The sequence below is a fragment of the Pseudomonas sp. Pseusp88 genome (genome assembly GCF_047303955.1).
In the GTDB taxonomy this organism is placed as follows: Bacteria; Pseudomonadota; Gammaproteobacteria; order Pseudomonadales; family Pseudomonadaceae; genus Aquipseudomonas.
The window spans coordinates 22,520-36,166 of record NZ_JBGLYM010000012.1 but is presented as its reverse complement, the minus strand read 5'-3'; the positions used below and the strand labels follow the sequence as shown (position 1 = coordinate 36,166).

Sequence of the window (13,647 nt, the reverse complement as noted above, 5' to 3'; positions counted from 1 at the left end):
ACAGAATTTGCTCTCGCGCCCTGCCAAGGGTTTACTGCGCGACAGCGCGTCGTCGAAGACGGGGCGGGATCTCCCACGGCGGCACTATTCTTAAATTCAAGAAAAAACACCACGCTGCGACACCCCGCCACAGCCGTCCGGTAAATACAGCGACAACCTTGATGCACGTCAATAAAGCCCGGCTTACATACCCGCATGGGTATGGAGTAGCATTGTGCAATGAGTGTTCAGAATACAAAGAGCACTCACCCTACTCCCAACGGACATTGCTTAATGGCGGCAGTTTAACTGCGAGCGTCACTGTAATGCCCTGGCTGCTGATTAACGTCGGAGTTGCCTTATCATGTCCAAAGACAGGCCAAAGTCTTTATGGCGTATTCCGTTGGCGCGGGATATTGGCATTATCCTGATCATCAAGTTAATTATTCTCTTCAGCATCAAAGCCATCTGGTTCAGTGAGCCCGGCGTGCCGGTCGATAACCAGGCAGGCGTTGCAGCGCATTTATTCGATACCCCACCTGTTTCGCAACTTACCGAGGAGAAACCGAGATGATCTCGGAATCCGTTGTCGACCTCTCGCGCCTGCAATTTGCAGTTACCGCGTTGTATCACTTCCTGTTTGTGCCATTAACGCTGGGCATGACCTTCCTCCTGGCAATCATGGAGTCGGTCTATGTCATGACCGGCAAACAGGTTTACAAGGACATGGTCAAGTTCTGGGGCAAGTTATTCGGTATCAACTTTGCCCTGGGCGTAACGACCGGGCTGACCATGGAGTTTCAGTTCGGCACCAACTGGGCTTATTACAGCCACTATGTCGGCGATATCTTTGGCGCGCCGTTGGCCATTGAAGGTTTGATGGCGTTCTTTCTGGAATCGACCTTTATTGGCCTGTTCTTCTTCGGCTGGGATCGCCTGACTCGCGTCCAGCATCTGGCCGTGACCTGGCTGGTTGCCATTGGCTCGAACATGTCGGCACTGTGGATTCTGATTGCCAATGGCTGGATGCAGAATCCGGTCGGTGCCGAGTTCAACTTCGAAACCATGCGCATGGAACTGAGCAGCTTCGGTGCCCTGCTGTTCAACCCCGTGGCCCAGGTGAAGTTCGTGCACACCGTATCGGCGGGTTATGTGACGGGCGCGGTGTTTGTCCTGGCGATTTCCAGCTACTACCTGCTGAAGAAACGTGACCTGGCCTTCGCCCGGCGCTCCTTCGCCATTGCCGCGGTATTCGGCCTGGCCTCGACGCTGTCAGTGATCCTGCTGGGCGATGAGTCCGGCTACGAGATCGGCGACGTGCAGACCACCAAACTGGCGGCCATCGAAGCCGAGTGGAACACTGAGCCCGCGCCTGCCGCGTTCACCCTGTTCGGCCTGCCCAACCAGGCAGAGCAACGCACTGACTACGCGGTGAAGATCCCCTATCTCATGGGCATCATCGCCACCCGTTCGGTGGACAGGCAGGTCACCGGTATCAAGGACCTGATCTCCCAGCACGAAGTGCGTATCCGCAACGGCATGCTCGCCTACGGCCTGCTGGAAAAACTGCGTCACGGCGACAAGAGCCCGGCCAATATCGACGCGTTCAATGCGGTGAAACAGGACTTGGGCTACGGCCTGCTGCTGAAGAAATACACACCGAATGTGGTCGATGCCAGCGAGGCGAATATCAAGAAAGCCTCCCTGGATACCATTCCCAATGTCTTCACCATGTTCTGGACCTTCCGCCTCATGGTGCTATCGGGCTTCCTGACCCTTGTGCTGTTCGTGCTGGCCGCCTGGGCGTCGATCAAGCGCAATGCCGAGAGCAAGCCATGGCTGCTGCGCTTTGCCGTCTGCGCACTGCCGCTGCCATGGATCGCCACTCAGACCGGCTGGATCGTCGCCGAGCATGGCCGTCAGCCGTGGTCGATTGCCGAAGTGCTGCCGGTGCATCTGTCCGCCTCGTCCCTGGCTGCAGGCGATGTACTCGGCTCGCTGCTGGCTCTGGTGGCCTTCTACACCGTGCTGTTGGTGATCGAGATGTACCTGATGATCAAATTTGCCCGCCTTGGCCCGTCGAGCCTGCATACCGGCCGTTATCACTTCGAGCGTGACGCCGTCGCGCACACCGCCCAGGCCTGAGGAGTTCGTCATGTTTGATTACGAGACACTGAAAGTGATGTGGTGGGTGCTGATCGGCGTACTGCTGATCGGCTTTGCCCTGACCGACGGTTTTGATATGGGCGCCATGGCGCTGATGCCGTTCGTGGGTCGCACCGACAACGAGCGGCGCGTGGCGATCAACACCATCGCCCCGCACTGGGACGGCAACCAGGTATGGTTTATCACCGCCGGTGGCGCACTTTTCGCGGCATGGCCGATGGTTTACGCCGTAGCCTTCTCCGGGCTGTACTGGGCGATGCTACTGGTGCTGTTTGCCCTGTTCTGCCGCCCCGTGGGTTTCGATTACCGCAGCAAACTGGAGAACAAGACCTGGCGCAATGCCTGGGACTGGGCCCTGTTTGTCGGTGGCGCGGCTCCGGCCCTGCTGTTTGGCGTGGCCTTCGGCAACCTGTTTCTCGGCCTGCCTTTTCACCTCGACGAGTTCATGCGCTCGTCCTATGAAGGCTCGTTCTTCGGTCTGCTGCATCCTTTCGCCCTGCTGGCAGGCGTGGTCAGCCTGAGCATGCTCAGCGCCCACGGTGGCGCCTGGCTGATGCTGCGCACCGATGCCGAGTTGCATGCCCGCTCTCGCGTGGCGACTCGCTTGTGTGCCTTGGTTTACCTGATTGCCTTTGCCGGGGCCGGTGTCTGGCTGGTGTCGTCGATTACCGGGTTGAGCCTGGTGCAGGGCCTGGATACCAACGCGGCACTGAATCCGCTGAGCAAGCAGGTAGTGGCGAACAATGCCGGTTGGCTGGCCAACTACAGCGCCTACCCGCTGACCCGCATCGCGCCGATCCTCGGTCTGGCCGGTGGCCTGCTGGCTCTGCTCGGCGCCCAGATCAACCGTGCCGGTCTGGCCTTCCTCGGCAGCAGCCTGGCGATTGTCGGCACCATCTGCACGGCAGGCTTTGCACTGTTCCCGTTCGTATTCCCGTCAAGCCTTGATCTGGCATCGAGCCTGACGCTGTGGGACGCGGTATCCAGCCACAAGACCCTGGGCATCCTGTTTGTCGTGGCCTGCGTATTCGTGCCGTTGGTCCTGGGCTACACGCTGTGGTGCTACACCCGCATGTGGGGTCGCCTGGGCGACAAGCACATCGAAGCCAACCCTCACGGGCTGTACTGATCGCCTCACTATCCGCCCCCAGGGGCAAGGAGCACATCATGTGGTATTTCGCCTGGATTCTCGGCGTCCTGTTGGCCTGCAGTTTCGGCATCATCAATGCCCTGTGGCTGGAGACCCAACAGAACCTCGATGAAGAGGTGTCGGGTGAACAGTAACGCCCGGCCCTGGCTGCAACGCGGGTACACCCGCGTTGTTTCCCTGCTGCTGGCGGGGCCACTGTCACTGATCTTCCTGGTCCACCCGGCCGCGCTGCTCGACGCCAACGGTCATTACAGCCACGGACTGATTTCCCTGAGCATGCTCGGCATGTCCACAGGCTTCATTCACGGTGTGGGTTTCGACCCGCATAGCCGATTGTGGCGGACGGTGTTTCATCCGCTGCTGGGCTGGGTGTGGATGGGGCTGGGTTATGGCTTGTTGTGGCAGGCCGGGGTGCAGGGGGCAGCATGAGCACATGACTGTGGGCCCGGCTTCAGCCGGGAAGGGGGCGGTCACTTCAACGCATCTTCAGCGCCAGAAATGCCGCCTTCCCGGCTAAAGCCGGTCCCACTCTGTCAGGTGTATTTGGTAAAGATCGCCCGCACCTGCGCCAGTTTTTCTTCAGTGCTCTGGCCATCATCGATCATGGCATCTTCCACCAGGCACATCAGTAACTCTTGATAAGCCTTGTCCAACGCCTTGCGTGCCGCGCGGAACTGCACGGCCACGGCATCGCATTCGACACCGCGCCTGATCATGGCCTGGATGCCGCGAATCTGCCCTTCGACCCGGGCCAGGCGCTTGAGCATCGCATCGTGTTTTTGCAGGTGTTCCTGACTGTTGTTCATTTCCTGCCCCTGGATGACGTCGCCCGGCGATTCTACGGCCGGTACGTCAGCCGCCTCCCGACTCAGGTCAATAGAGGCGCCGTCCATGCGAAGAGGGTAGTCTTGTCGGCGCTTACGACTCATTGCGCAGAGGAATAAAATGGACCGCTTATCAGCGATGGAAACCTTTGTCTGTGTGGTCGAGACGGGGTCGTTCTCGGCTGCGGCGCGGCGGCTCAAGGTCGGCCAGCCAGCGGTTTCCAAGGTCGTCGCGCAACTGGAAGAACGCCTCGGCGTGCGCCTGTTGCTGCGCTCGACCCGCGGCCTGAGCCCCACCGAAGCCGGGGCGGCGTTTTTCGAGCGGGCCAAGCGCGCCATCGAAGAAGCTGACGAAGCCGACCTGGCAGCCCGTGGCGCGGGCTCGGGGCTGCGCGGAACGTTACGGATCTGCGCCGCCGTGACTTTCTCGCGGCTGCATATCCTTCCGCATCTGAGCGGCTTTCTGGATCAGCATCCGGATCTCGACATTGATGTGGTACTGGATGACCGCAACGTCAATCTGATCGAGGAAGGCATCGATGTCGCGCTACGCATGGGGGACTTGCCCGACTCGGGGCTGACTGCGCGCAAGATCGGCGAATGCCCGCGCATGGTGCTGGGTACGCCCACCTACTTCGAGCGACACGGCGTGCCCGGCTCGCCGGCCGAACTGGCGGGGCATCAGGCGGTGATTTATTCGCAGCATGGTGGCGGTGAACATTGGCAGTTCAAGAAGGGCAGCACCGAGCAATCGGTCACTGTATCGGGGCGGGTGCGGGTCACGGCGGCGGAAGGCGTGCGCACCACTGTATTGGCCCATCTGGGTATTACCCTGTCATCGCAATGGATGTTCGCCCCGGAGCTGGCCAGTGGCGAAATTCGTCAGGTGCTGCAGGAATGGCAACTGCCCGTGCTGGACCTGTGGGCGGTTTTTCCGACCGGGCGCATGGCCAGCGCCAAGGCCCGGGCGTTTGTTGAGTATGTGGAGCAGTTGTTGAGCAGCGAACGAGGCTGACCGTAAAACAGTGGAAGATTCTGCCCCGCCTAAGACGCCGCGCTGTCGCGCGGCAAACACTTGGCAGGTGGCGGGGTGAATCTTGTGGGAGCGCGTGAATATCGTCGGATCTGTGGGAGCGGATTCATCCGCGAAGGGGCCAGTACATCCAACACATTGGCGGCGTCCGGAATAAAGCTTTCGCGAATGAATTCGCTCCCACAGTAGCGCGTGAATATCATCGATATCTGTGGGAGCGGATTCATCCGCGAAGGGGCTGCTCTGGCTTTACAGCAACCACAATTCGCTCCCTCAGATGGCTCCCACCGATCAGCCACGCAATGCAGGCAGCAACTCCGACGGATCAGGACGCAGGGTATAGTCCGGGTTCACTTCCGCGTAGGTAATGATGCCATCTACGCCGATAACGAAACGGGCAGGCATGGGCAGCGTCCAGCTCGGGTCATCGTTGATTTTCGGCAGGTCGTTGCCGAAGTTTTTGTACAGCTCTATCAGGTAGTCCGGCAGGGTGAAGCGCAGGCCGAAGGCAGCGGCGACGTCGTTCTTGCTGTCGCTGAGGATCGGGAAGCTCAACTCGTTCTGACGCACCGATTTACGACTGTTGGCCTTGATTTGCGGAGAAATCGCGACAAGGCTGGCGCCCAGCTCACGAATGGCCGGCAGTGCTTCTTCGAGTGCCTGCAATTCCATGTTGCAGTACGGGCACCACACGCCACGGTAGAAACTCAGGACCAGCGGCCCCTTGGCCAATAGCTCGGCAGAGGAAACCGGGTTGCCGTCTGGGTCTTCCAGGGTAAATTCAGGCGCCTTGTCGCCCGCCCTCAATGCGCGCTCGGCCTGGCCGCTGGCGATCAGGGCGTCGGTGGCTTTCTTCATGGTCGCGTGGACTTGAGGAGGTGCGTTGTAGGGCGGCTTGCCGCTCTGGAAGTCGGCCTTGAATGCATCGAGTTTAGCTTGAGGGGTCATGATCGTTACCTGACTGGCTGAATGAGTAAGTGTGCAAATCGCCAGGTCATGGTCACAATCCTGCCCTGCCCAGGGTAGAGAGGGCGGGGGCATAGCTCCTATTCTTCGCGGGAATGTCCTGTCCGCGCAGACTCACACCTGAGCTAGAATCGGCCAACTCACATAGCGGTAGCAGCGCCCATGGAACTCGCCTGGCTGGAAGACTTCGTTGCACTTGCCGAACTGGAAAACTTTTCCCGGGCGGCGGATGCGCGGCATGTCACGCAACCGGCGTTCAGCCGGCGCATTCGTGCTCTGGAAAACTGGATGGGGGTCGATCTGTTCGAACGTACCACCCAGGGCGCAAGCCTTACCGATGTCGGCCGGCAAATGCTCGGCAACGCCCAGGACATGACCCGGCGCCTGCACCAGATGCGCCTAGACGCCCGTGAACTGGCAGGCAAGCAGTTACGCACGCTTTACTTTGCCGCGACCCATTCGCTGTCCTTCAACTTCTTCCCCGGCTGGATCAGAAGTACCGAACGCGAAGCGCCTATCGAGGCAGTGCGCCTGCATTCGGACAACATGCGCGTGTGCGAACAGATGCTGCTCAATGGCGAGGTGCAGTTTCTGCTCTGCCATCACCATCCGGATGTGCCGCCGCGCTTTCCCAGCGAACAATTCCTTGGCAAGACCATCGGCAGCGACAGTCTGATCCCTCTTTGCGCCCCTCAGGCCATCAGCGATGTCACGGCTACTTCACGCCCCTACCTGGGCTACACCGCCGACTCCGGGCTGGGCCGTATCGTCAACTGGCGCCTGAACCGCTCCCACCCCGAGCAACACCTGGATAGCCGATTCAACTCGCACCTGGCCGCAGTGCTGCTGTCCATGGCCCTGGAAGGCAAGGGCATGGCCTGGCTGCCCGCAACCCTGGCCGACAGCGAGATGCAACAACAGCGTCTGGTGCGGGCACTGGATGAGCAGTGGGATATCCCGATGCAGATCCGCCTGTTCCGCGCCCGCACGCCGCTAAGTGATTTTGCCGAGGCGTTTTGGGGGAAGTTGTGAAGGGCACGCAGAAGCCCTTCAATCTGGAAGGTGCTCCAGTTCGACCACGCCCCGCCCCGGCATCGCGCGCCAGTAGCGTTTGAGCCGGGAGTACTTGCCGTGCAGGCCGTTGTAAAGCGCCCAGCTGCCAACCCGCTTCAATCCGTCATGACTATCAGGCTCAGGGCTTCGAGTTGCACCGCCTGCATCAGGCTCTCGCGAAAGCGCTGCAACACGGCGGACTGATCACCGATGCGGGTCGCCAGGTGTAAAGGCGCGGTCAGGCCGGGGCAGTCGGTCAGGGCGCGATAGGCAATGCCATCGCCACGCAGGCGCCGCATCGACGCAGGTACGATGGACAGGCCAAGGCCCGCCGCAACAAGACTCAAGGTCGAAGTCAGACGCGGCGCTTCCTGAACCACCAATGGGCTGAACCCGACAGCACGGCAAGCGGCGAGGATCACATCGTAGAGGCCCTGCCCGGCCCGTCGCCGATACAGGACAAAAGCCTCGTCGGCCAATGCCGCCAGGGGCAACGGCGTATCACCGGACAACGACAACGGATGATGCAGCGGCATTGCCAACAACATCGGTTCGGTCAGGATCGGCTCGCTTTGCAGGGTCGGCATGCCACTGAGCGTCGAGCGGACGAAGGCTGCGTCGAGTCGTTCATGCAACAGCGCATCCATCAGCTCGCCGGTCCCGGCCTCCTCCAGCACCACCGTCACACCCGGTAACGCCTCGCGAAAACCGCGCAGTACATCCGGCACCAAGGGGTGCAGGGACGCCGAGCTGGTAAAGCCCACGGCCAGCCGCCCCTGTTCACCACGGGCGGCACGCTGCACAACGCGGGTTACTTCTTCGGCCCGGGCCAGCAAGGCGCGCGCCTCGTCGAGCAGGGCCAGCCCTGCCGGAGTCGGGCGCACACCACGGGGCAGACGCTCCATCAAGGCCACGCCCAGTTCCGCTTCCAGGCCCTGCAACAGCCGGGTCAAGGGCGGTTGCTGCATGCCCAGGCGCTCGGCGGCGCGGGTGATATGGCCTTCTTCGGCAATGGCAATGAAAGCATGCAAACGACGTAGTTCGAGCAAAGCCATACCTTCCAAGTATTGTTAAACGTTATTTCTAGCATTTGTAAACATGTCGAGCAAGGCATAGCCTTCCCGGTATCGGCGTGAAAAGCGCCGCATAAAAATGAGGAAACCTGATGACCTGGTCAGCCAAGCTGTATTCGACGTTTGAACAAGAACGCACCCGGCCGGTACGCGATCTGGTGGCCGCCATTGCCACTGCCGACGTGCAGACCGCCGTCGACCTGGGCTGCGGCCCCGGCAACTCAACCGAAGTGCTGGCCCAGCGCTTTCCCGAGGCCCATATCAGCGGCATGGACAGCTCCGAGGACATGCTGATCAACGCCCGCGAGCGCCTGCCCGCATTGAATTTCGAACTGGCCGACATTGCCGCCTGGGATCCGGCGCAGACCTTTGACGTGATCCTCGCCAACGCCTCGCTGCAATGGGTGCCCGACCACGCCAGCCTTTATCCGCGCCTGCTGAGCAAACTCAACCCAGGTGGCAGCCTGGCGGTGCAAACACCGGACAATATGGAAGAACCTTCACACCGCCTGGCCCGGGAAGTCGCCGCCAGCGGGCCGTGGGCGAGCAAGATCGGCACGGTGAAGCACCCGCCGCGGCACAACGCCAGTTATTACTACGAACTGCTCCACACACAATGCAGCTCGGTGGATGTCTGGCGTACCACCTACCATCACCCGTTGGCGGGCGGTCATCAAGCAGTTGTCGAGTGGGTCAAGGCGACAGCGTTGCGGCCGTATCTGACGCCTCTGGATGAGGCGGAAAAAGCCGCGTATCTGGCGAAATATCTGGAAGCAATCAGCCAGGCCTATCCGCTGCTGCCTGACGGCACGGTGCTGTTTCCATTTCCACGATTGTTTGTTGTGGCCAAGCGTTGATACCAGACGATCACTAAGCAAACGCACGCCCCGCAAGAGCCGGCTTGCTGACGATGGGGTCGTATCAAACGATGAGTTCGTCTGTAACATCGCCATCGCCAGCAAGCCGGCTCCTACAAGGTTTCATTGCGATTCGCTCGTAGCGCGTTGTCAGGCATGCCCCCAACCGATGAGCCCGGAAGCCTTGGTGACCTGTTCCGCCGACAGCTTCAAGTCGCGCATGGATTTGTTCATTTCACGGGTCGCGCTCATCAGCGACTGATTCAATACCGTCAGTTCCATCTGAAGCTGGCGGGTCTTGATCTCCCGCGCCTTGGGCGACAGAGAGGGATCCTTGGCCACGGCTTGCAGCTCGTCCATCTTCCTGGCGATCTGTTCCTGGATCCGGCGAATGATCTTCAACTGATCCTTGACCACTGTCGGCAGGTTGCTGGCGTCGATATCGGCATCCTTGTTGACCGTCTGCGACTGGGCCGACAACGTCACTTCCACACCCGGGCGGACCGGGGTCTGCGTCTCTGCCGTAGCGGTTTTCTCGCTGCCAGCCGCAGCGGACGCAGGCACATCCAGCGTCGGAGCACTGGACGTCGGGGGGGTGTTACGCAGCGTCAGGCTGAATTGCATGGCGGCCCTCCTCACGTGCCCCGATCAGGACGGCTCTTTGTTCATCAGCTTGTTGGCATCACCGATCTGATCCAGAGGCAAAGTCATTTCGCCCATGGTCTTGCCGATACTGTTGGTCGCCACGGTCATAGTGTTGCTCAGGTTGGTCATTTCCAGCTGCAATAGACGGGCCTTGACCTCGCGCTCCTTGGGTGTGAGCAGATGGTTTTTCATCACGGCCTTGAGTTCGGCCTTTTTCTCGGCGATCTGCAGCTGAATGCGGCGGATGGTTTTGAGCTGCTCCTTGACCGTGGTCGGCAGCTTACTCGCATCGATATCGGCGAATTGCCGGTCGTAGCGCGCCTTGCTCAAGCCCTTGTCAGAGAGCAACACCTCAACCCCGGGCTTGGCCGGAGTTTCTGCCTGCGCAGGCGCGGTTTTGGCTGAGATAGCGGCCGACAAGGCGTCCACGATCAGGCTCTGGGGGGACGGGTTGTTGCTCAATGCCAAGCTGAATTCCATACAGGCCTCCATGCGATTGCCTGCAATATCGGCCCGGCCCTGCTGACCTTGAGCGAGGAACGGGGGAAATGTGTCATCCCTGATACATTTCTGCCGGGCGGTCATGACGCGGCAAACACCCGCAACCGATGGCCGTCCGGATCGACCGCGACGAATGTGTAGCCGAAGTCCATTGTGCAGGGTATCTGGATGATCGGGATGTCGAAGGTCCGGCACATTTGATACGCCGCGTTGACCAACCCGACACCGGCCACCGAAAACGCCACTTCGCTGCCCACCCCCAGCGCCTCCACGCCCGGCTCCACGGCATGCCGCGCCCACAGGCCGAGCATCAACCCGGCGTCGGTTGCGAACAATGCGAAGGTCTCGGAAGACTCGATGGGTGTACGACCCAGCAGATGCCCGTAGAACTGGGCGCTGGCCAGGGGATCATTGACGTACAGGATGAGAAAGTTGGGGTCGAGCATGGGGTGGCTCCCTGATAGCAAGTTCATGAAACTGGTCGATAACTGTATGTCCGTCCAGTTCGAAAAAGCCTAAGGGGAGCTGCTACCCATTTCTGTCAGCAGTGATTTCGGCCTACACACACAGCCGTCGCAGGAGCGAGGCCCTAATGAATCGCCGTAAGCCCTACAACGAATCTATCCCCTGGCTCTCTTGCCACGCCTTCAACAGCGCCTGGCGTCGACGCGGATAGCGCTCCGCAGAAATATTCAGCTCCTGGATACGGTCGACGCGGAAATGGCGAAAGCCCTCGCGCAGCTCGCACCAGGCCACCAACAGCTGCACGCCATCGAAATAGGCCAGCGCAAACGGCCAGATGATCCGGGCGGTGCGGCTGTCCTTGACGTCCTGATAGAAAATCTCGGCCTTGTGCTCGGAACGGATGACCTGCCGAATCAACTGCGGCCCGACCATGGGTTTCACGGCTGGCAAGCCACTGGGCGCTACCAGCAGCGCCGAGGCGTCCAGTTCGTGACGCAGCTCCGGGGGCAGTACCGCGGCGATCTTGTCCAGGGCGCTGCGGGCAGCCTTGCCCAGTTCGTCATCGGCCCGTGACGCGACCCAGCGCGCGCCCAGCACCAGGGCTTCGATTTCATCGTCGCTGAACATCAACGGCGGCAGCATGAAGCCCGGTCGCAGCAGGAAACCCAAGCCTGCCTCGCCTTCGATATCCGCGCCCTGCTCCTTGAGCGTGCCGATATCCCGGTACAAGGTGCGCAGGCTGATATCCAGCTCCCGTGCCAATACCGCCCCCGCCACCGGGAACCGGTAGCGGCGAAGAACCTGCAACAGAGTTAAAAGACGCTGGGCACGGGACATGACATTCGGGCTTTATTATCAGGGGCGCGGCGATCATCGCTCATACAGCCAATGCTGTACATGCATACAGATAAAAACCTTGCCCTCTGTCACATCCCTGTCCATGCTGTAGCACTGTCTTCCTCGAAAAACGACGATCAGCATGCGCCTGTTTCTCTGCGAAAAGCCTTCCCAGGCCAAGGATATTGCCGCTGTGCTCGGCGCCACGCGCCGGGGCGACGGTTGCTGGGTGGGCGCCAACGCGACGGTGACCTGGTGCATCGGCCATCTGCTGGAAACCGCCCCGCCGGACGCCTACGACGCTCGCTATAAACGCTGGGTGCTGGCAGACCTGCCTATCGTGCCCGAGCGCTGGAAGATGCAGGTCAAGCCCAAGACTGCCAGCCAGTACAAGGCGGTCAAGCGCCTGCTCGGCGAAGCGCAGGAACTGGTGATCGCCACCGACGCCGACCGTGAAGGCGAGATGATCGCCCGGGAACTGGTTGATCACTGCCGCTATCGCGGGCCGATCCAGCGCCTGTGGCTGTCAGCCCTGGACGATGCCTCGATCCGCAAGGCCCTGGCCGCCCTCAAGCCAGGCGTCGAAACCTTCAACCTTTATCACTCGGCACTGGGCCGCTCCCGCGCCGACTGGCTGATCGGCATGAACATGAGTCGCCTGTTCACCCTGCTAGGCCGCCAGTCCGGCTATCAGGGCGTGCTGCCCGTGGGCCGCGTGCAGACGCCGACCCTGCGCCTGGTCGTGGACCGCGACCGCAGCATCGCCGACTTCGTCCCCGTGCCCTATTGGGCCATAGACGTTGAGCTGCAGTCCGGGCGGCAGTCCTTCATCGCCCAGTGGCGGGCCAAGGCCGATGTCTGTGACGATCAGGACCGCTGCCTCAATCAACCCCTCGCACAACAGGCCGCCGAAGCCATGCGACAGGCCGGCAGTGCCCGGTTGATCAAGCTGCGCACCGAACGCATCCGCGAGGCCGCGCCGCTGCCCTTCGATCTCGGCACCTTGCAGGAAGTGTGCTCGAAGAAGCTCGGCCTCGGCGCCCAGGAAACCCTGGACATTGCCCAGGCCCTCTACGAAACCCACAAGCTGATCACCTATCCGCGCAGCGATTGCGGCTTCCTGCCCTTGAGCCAGCATGGCGAAGCGCCGTCGATTCTCGCTGCACTGGCGCGGGCCGACGACAGTCTCGAAGCGCTGCAATCACACCTTGATCCCAAGCGCCGCTCCCGAGCTTGGAACGATGCCAAGGTCAGTGCCCACCACGGCATCATTCCCACTGCGGCCGTGCGTGATCTCGACCGTCTGGCGAGCAAGCCACGGGCGGTGTACAGCCTGATTCGCGCGCGTTATCTGGCGCAATTCCTGCCCAACCACGAATACGACCGCACCCAGGCGGATTTCGACTGTGCCGGGCAGGACCTGCGCGCCGTCGGTAAGCAGATTGTCGAGCCCGGCTGGAAGCGCGCCCTGCCTGAGGCTCTTGCTCCGGCTAAAGACCGTGAGCCTGTGGCGCCACAGAACCTGCCCCGGCTCAGCGAAGGCCATGACTACCCGGTGCTCGACGTGCGCCTCAAGGATCTCTGGACCCAGCCGCCCAAACCTTTCACCGAGGGCGATCTGATCAAGGCAATGAAAAATGTCGCCAAGCTGGTCGAAGACCCGCGCCTTAAACAGAAGCTCAAGGACACTACCGGCATTGGCACCGAAGCCACGCGGGCGGGGATCATTCAGGGCCTGCTCGATCGCGGCTATCTGAACAAGAACGGCAAGGCGCTCTATGCCACCCCGGCGGCGTTCAGCCTGATCGATGCTGTGCCCCGTGCCATCGCCGACCCCGGCACTACGGCCATCTGGGAGCAGGCACTGGACATGGTGCAGAGCGGTGAAATGAGCCTGGAAGAGTTCGTCGCCAAACAGGCGGCGTGGATGAGCAAGCAGGTCAGTCGCTGCGTCGGCCTGCGCATGACCATCAGCGGCCCCGCCCCCGCCGGCAGTACGCCGTGGAAAAAATCACGCAAGACTGGCAAGCGCAAGGCCACAGGGAGTACAACAGCCAAGCCTCGACGCGCCAGCAAAGCACCTGCCGCGCGTTCATGA

The 13,647-nt window shown here is 61.2% G+C and carries 16 protein-coding genes; 9 read left to right on the top strand and 7 right to left on the bottom strand.

Going from position 1 to position 13,647, the window contains the following annotated elements:
- Window positions 1-343 precede the first annotated feature (343 nt).
- The 5 genes from cydP to ACCD02_RS16715 are packed head-to-tail and all read left to right on the top strand — an operon-like array spanning window position 344 to window position 3,724.
- A complete protein-coding gene (cydP, locus tag ACCD02_RS16735; RefSeq protein ID WP_413303902.1) occupies window positions 344-553 on the top strand; it encodes a cytochrome oxidase putative small subunit CydP in 210 nt (69 codons plus the stop codon).
- Window positions 550-2,124, top strand: coding sequence for a cytochrome ubiquinol oxidase subunit I (locus ACCD02_RS16730; protein WP_413303899.1), 1,575 nt, complete (start codon window positions 550-552; stop codon window positions 2,122-2,124). Before cydP ends, ACCD02_RS16730 begins: the two co-directional genes overlap by 4 nt.
- A 10-nt stretch (window positions 2,125-2,134) precedes the next feature.
- Window positions 2,135-3,274: a cytochrome d ubiquinol oxidase subunit II gene (gene cydB, locus ACCD02_RS16725; RefSeq protein ID WP_413303897.1), complete on the top strand. Its 1,140-nt coding sequence runs from the start codon at window positions 2,135-2,137 to the stop codon at window positions 3,272-3,274.
- A gap of 38 nt (window positions 3,275-3,312) precedes the next feature.
- On the top strand, window positions 3,313-3,429 hold the full coding sequence (gene cydX / locus ACCD02_RS16720) for a cytochrome bd-I oxidase subunit CydX (protein WP_413303895.1): 117 nt from the start codon (window positions 3,313-3,315) through the stop codon (window positions 3,427-3,429).
- Complete coding sequence (locus ACCD02_RS16715) at window positions 3,419-3,724, top strand: cyd operon YbgE family protein (protein ID WP_413303892.1); 306 nt, start codon at window positions 3,419-3,421, stop codon at window positions 3,722-3,724. Before cydX ends, ACCD02_RS16715 begins: the two co-directional genes overlap by 11 nt.
- Window positions 3,725-3,828: 104 nt before the next feature.
- Here ACCD02_RS16715 and ACCD02_RS16710 read toward each other — a convergent pair whose 3' ends face one another.
- Entirely contained in the window at window positions 3,829-4,101 is a 273-nt protein-coding gene (locus ACCD02_RS16710) for a metal-sensing transcriptional repressor (protein WP_413304150.1), read from the bottom strand.
- A gap of 139 nt (window positions 4,102-4,240) precedes the next feature.
- Between ACCD02_RS16710 and ACCD02_RS16705 the strand changes: the two genes are divergently transcribed.
- Window positions 4,241-5,134, top strand: a complete 894-nt coding sequence (locus tag ACCD02_RS16705) for a LysR family transcriptional regulator (RefSeq protein ID WP_413303889.1) — start codon at window positions 4,241-4,243, stop codon at window positions 5,132-5,134.
- Window positions 5,135-5,443: 309 nt separating this feature from the next.
- Here ACCD02_RS16705 and ACCD02_RS16700 read toward each other — a convergent pair whose 3' ends face one another.
- A complete protein-coding gene (locus tag ACCD02_RS16700) occupies window positions 5,444-6,100 on the bottom strand; it encodes a peroxiredoxin-like family protein (protein ID WP_413303886.1) in 657 nt (218 codons plus the stop codon).
- 180 nt (window positions 6,101-6,280) lie between these two features.
- On the opposite strand from ACCD02_RS16700, the gene ACCD02_RS16695 reads away from it, so the two are divergent.
- Entirely contained in the window at window positions 6,281-7,150 is an 870-nt protein-coding gene (locus ACCD02_RS16695; RefSeq protein WP_413303883.1) for a LysR family transcriptional regulator, read from the top strand.
- A gap of 137 nt (window positions 7,151-7,287) precedes the next feature.
- On the opposite strand, the gene ACCD02_RS16690 is transcribed toward ACCD02_RS16695, so the two are convergent.
- Window positions 7,288-8,220: a LysR family transcriptional regulator gene (locus ACCD02_RS16690; RefSeq protein ID WP_413303881.1), complete on the bottom strand. Its 933-nt coding sequence runs from the start codon at window positions 8,218-8,220 to the stop codon at window positions 7,288-7,290.
- A gap of 116 nt (window positions 8,221-8,336) precedes the next feature.
- Between ACCD02_RS16690 and tam the strand changes: the two genes are divergently transcribed.
- Complete coding sequence (tam, locus tag ACCD02_RS16685; RefSeq protein ID WP_413303878.1) at window positions 8,337-9,101, top strand: trans-aconitate 2-methyltransferase; 765 nt, start codon at window positions 8,337-8,339, stop codon at window positions 9,099-9,101.
- A gap of 150 nt (window positions 9,102-9,251) precedes the next feature.
- Here tam and ACCD02_RS16680 read toward each other — a convergent pair whose 3' ends face one another.
- The 4 genes from ACCD02_RS16680 to ACCD02_RS16665 all read right to left on the bottom strand — a co-directional run bounded on the left by ACCD02_RS16680 (window position 9,252) and on the right by ACCD02_RS16665 (window position 11,549).
- Window positions 9,252-9,725 carry a hypothetical protein gene (locus ACCD02_RS16680; RefSeq protein WP_413303875.1) on the bottom strand — a complete coding sequence of 158 codons (474 nt, stop codon included), beginning with the start codon at window positions 9,723-9,725 and terminating at the stop codon, window positions 9,252-9,254.
- A 24-nt stretch (window positions 9,726-9,749) separates the two neighbouring features.
- Entirely contained in the window at window positions 9,750-10,226 is a 477-nt protein-coding gene (locus tag ACCD02_RS16675; RefSeq protein ID WP_413303873.1) for a hypothetical protein, read from the bottom strand.
- 101 nt (window positions 10,227-10,327) lie between these two features.
- Window positions 10,328-10,693: a VOC family protein gene (locus ACCD02_RS16670; protein WP_413303870.1), complete on the bottom strand. Its 366-nt coding sequence runs from the start codon at window positions 10,691-10,693 to the stop codon at window positions 10,328-10,330.
- Window positions 10,694-10,856: 163 nt separating this feature from the next.
- Window positions 10,857-11,549, bottom strand: a complete 693-nt coding sequence (locus ACCD02_RS16665; RefSeq protein WP_413303868.1) for a helix-turn-helix transcriptional regulator — start codon at window positions 11,547-11,549, stop codon at window positions 10,857-10,859.
- 142 nt (window positions 11,550-11,691) lie between these two features.
- Between ACCD02_RS16665 and ACCD02_RS16660 the strand changes: the two genes are divergently transcribed.
- A complete protein-coding gene (locus ACCD02_RS16660; RefSeq protein WP_413303865.1) occupies window positions 11,692-13,647 on the top strand; it encodes a DNA topoisomerase III in 1,956 nt (651 codons plus the stop codon).

Bases quoted from the DNA above. Each gene is read 5' to 3' on its own strand.
- cydP (WP_413303902.1), top strand. From the start codon at position 344: ATGTCCAAAGACAGGCCAAAGTCTTTATGGCGTATTCCGTTGGCGCGG.
- ACCD02_RS16730 (WP_413303899.1), top strand. From the start codon at position 550: ATGATCTCGGAATCCGTTGTCGACCTCTCGCGCCTGCAATTTGCAGTT.
- cydB (WP_413303897.1), top strand. From the start codon at position 2,135: ATGTTTGATTACGAGACACTGAAAGTGATGTGGTGGGTGCTGATCGGC.
- cydX (WP_413303895.1), top strand. From the start codon at position 3,313: ATGTGGTATTTCGCCTGGATTCTCGGCGTCCTGTTGGCCTGCAGTTTC.
- ACCD02_RS16710 (WP_413304150.1), bottom strand. From the start codon at position 4,101: ATGAACAACAGTCAGGAACACCTGCAAAAACACGATGCGATGCTCAAG.
- ACCD02_RS16705 (WP_413303889.1), top strand. From the start codon at position 4,241: ATGGACCGCTTATCAGCGATGGAAACCTTTGTCTGTGTGGTCGAGACG.
- ACCD02_RS16700 (WP_413303886.1), bottom strand. From the start codon at position 6,100: ATGACCCCTCAAGCTAAACTCGATGCATTCAAGGCCGACTTCCAGAGC.
- ACCD02_RS16695 (WP_413303883.1), top strand. From the start codon at position 6,281: ATGGAACTCGCCTGGCTGGAAGACTTCGTTGCACTTGCCGAACTGGAA.
- tam (WP_413303878.1), top strand. From the start codon at position 8,337: ATGACCTGGTCAGCCAAGCTGTATTCGACGTTTGAACAAGAACGCACC.
- ACCD02_RS16680 (WP_413303875.1), bottom strand. From the start codon at position 9,725: ATGCAATTCAGCCTGACGCTGCGTAACACCCCCCCGACGTCCAGTGCT.
- ACCD02_RS16675 (WP_413303873.1), bottom strand. From the start codon at position 10,226: ATGGAATTCAGCTTGGCATTGAGCAACAACCCGTCCCCCCAGAGCCTG.
- ACCD02_RS16670 (WP_413303870.1), bottom strand. From the start codon at position 10,693: ATGCTCGACCCCAACTTTCTCATCCTGTACGTCAATGATCCCCTGGCC.
- ACCD02_RS16665 (WP_413303868.1), bottom strand. From the start codon at position 11,549: ATGTCCCGTGCCCAGCGTCTTTTAACTCTGTTGCAGGTTCTTCGCCGC.
- ACCD02_RS16660 (WP_413303865.1), top strand. From the start codon at position 11,692: ATGCGCCTGTTTCTCTGCGAAAAGCCTTCCCAGGCCAAGGATATTGCC.